This is a genomic window from Acinetobacter sp. YH16031, from assembly GCF_013417335.1.
Lineage (GTDB): Bacteria > Pseudomonadota > Gammaproteobacteria > Pseudomonadales > Moraxellaceae > Acinetobacter.
Window position 1 is genome coordinate 1 of sequence record NZ_VPED01000130.1, and the last position, 1,827, is coordinate 1,827.

Genomic DNA, 1,827 nt, shown 5'->3' on the forward strand with positions numbered 1-1,827 from the left:
CGCTAGGTAGTCCAGGGAATAAGCCCGCTCTGTCCAGAACGTGGTTCGCCATTGAGGATGTAAGGGGTTCTTGGTAATGAGGTGAGAATAGTTGCGATCTGCCCCCATTTTGAGCGCATAGGCATAGTAAACCGCCTGGGCATACTTGATTGCCTTAATGCTGGAAAAGTCGCTGGTACAAAGCGGTATCTCCAGCTTGTAGCAATGATGGCTATGACCATTAACAGGGTTTTGAGTAGTCCAAAAGGGTTTAGGTAAACCGGCATCAAACCAGGATAAAGCGGCATCTTCTTTGTCATCGTCAAAGACAAAGTAAATTGTGGTCAGGGGTGAATTTATCTGAATGTAGGGCTTTTTAACCGCGATGGATTTAGTACGGATGAGCATGTAGCCAGGCTTCTCATCCATGCAATATGGTTTATTTGGTAGACTCTCGAATAGATCGAGTTGCTGCTGTGTCCCCAATTCCGTTCTAAATTTAGTCAGTGTCGAGTGACTTTTTGTATAATTCATGGGTTTACACTTTAGTAAACCGCCTTTTGTTCTTTGCATATACTAAATTTGTGGTATATGATTATAACAAACACAAGACGGATTCATCTCCTTATTGTTGTTAAAGATACGAGCCTCGATTGATTCCATTCCGCCAAGTTTGAAAATCATCGGGGCTTTCTTTTGTAAGAATATAACTAATCAACAAAAAATTTCAATCAATAAAACTATATAAAATAATAAATTATCAAGATAGTTACGTAAGTTGCGCAAGTTAAATAATCTTATTATTTATAAACTATTGATCTAAATAGAAAACTTTATATAATGAATTTTAAATAAGTTACGTAAGTTAAATAATCAAGATGATAATTTTAGTTGGTGGTGAAAAAGGAGGGTCCGGTAAAAGTTGCCTCGCCCAAAATTTAGCTGTGTATTTACAAGCGAAAAAGAGAGATATTTTATTATTGGATGCTGATCCACAAGGTACTACTACTGATTGGATTAAAGAACGTGATGACAACAATAAAGTAGAAAGTATTCCTTCAGTACAAGCTGCTGGGAATATCCGTCAAATATTATTAGACCTGTCTAAACGCTATCAAGACATTATTATCGATGCAGGTGGTCAAGATTCTGAGGCTTTACGTTCAGCAATGACTATTGCAACTCATATGTTATTGCCATTTCGTCCTAAAAGACGTGATCTAAAAACATTGGTTCATGTTGAAAAGTTGATCCGATTAGCCAAAGCTGTAAATCCAGAGCTTTATACTCGAGCAGTTATTACTCAATGTCCAACTTTACCAAGTCAGTTTCAAAGAATATTAGACGCTAAAGAAGCATGTGAATCTTTTGATTTGATTCCACTTAACAATTTTACGTGTAATCGAAATATCTATGATGATGCTGATGAAAATGGATTATCTGTCTTTGAAATGTCATCTGATGAAAAAGCTAAACAAGAAATTGAACAAATTGCTAAAGAGTTTTTAGGAGATCTTTAATGGCACTTAAAGGCTTAAAAAAATCTGAGCAAAGTTTAAACGAAGAAAAAATCGAGGACTTTATTCAGGGTGCAACCAAACGTGTTAAGAAAATAGAGCCAACACAGCAAACTTATAAAAGATACACCTTCTCTTTAACTGAAGATGTCAATCATCAAATAGATACTCTTTTGGTAAATTGTAGAGTTGCTAAGGCCAATCGTTCTATCATTTTAAAAGCTGCTATTAGTCAACTAGAAAAACTATCTGCTGAAGAACTGCAAAAAATCGTATTAGATAAAATTAAGTAACTTACGTAAGTTACTTAATTTACATAAGTTAATGCTTT

General features: G+C 35.3%; 3 protein-coding genes. 2 read left to right on the plus strand and 1 reads right to left on the minus strand.

All coding sequences use genetic code 11. The features are described from left to right. Nucleotides 1-513, minus strand: a 513-nt coding sequence (locus tag FTV31_RS16560) for a replication initiation protein (RefSeq protein ID WP_180015736.1), incomplete at its 3' end; no start/stop codon positions are given. A gap of 344 nt (nucleotides 514-857) precedes the next feature. Here FTV31_RS16560 and FTV31_RS16565 point away from each other — a divergent pair. Together FTV31_RS16565 and FTV31_RS16570 are read left to right on the plus strand one after the other, a co-directional pair. Then, complete coding sequence (locus tag FTV31_RS16565) at nucleotides 858-1,499, plus strand: AAA family ATPase (RefSeq protein WP_004728244.1); 642 nt, start codon at nucleotides 858-860, stop codon at nucleotides 1,497-1,499. After that, complete coding sequence (locus FTV31_RS16570; protein ID WP_127801923.1) at nucleotides 1,499-1,789, plus strand: hypothetical protein; 291 nt, start codon at nucleotides 1,499-1,501, stop codon at nucleotides 1,787-1,789. Before FTV31_RS16565 ends, FTV31_RS16570 begins: the two co-directional genes overlap by 1 nt. Nucleotides 1,790-1,827 lie beyond the last annotated feature (38 nt).

What these genes read in the sequence shown, in the direction of transcription:
- FTV31_RS16565 (WP_004728244.1), top strand. Translation starts at nt 858, where the DNA reads ATGATAATTTTAGTTGGTGGTGAAAAAGGAGGGTCCGGTAAAAGTTGC.
- FTV31_RS16570 (WP_127801923.1), top strand. Translation starts at nt 1,499, where the DNA reads ATGGCACTTAAAGGCTTAAAAAAATCTGAGCAAAGTTTAAACGAAGAA.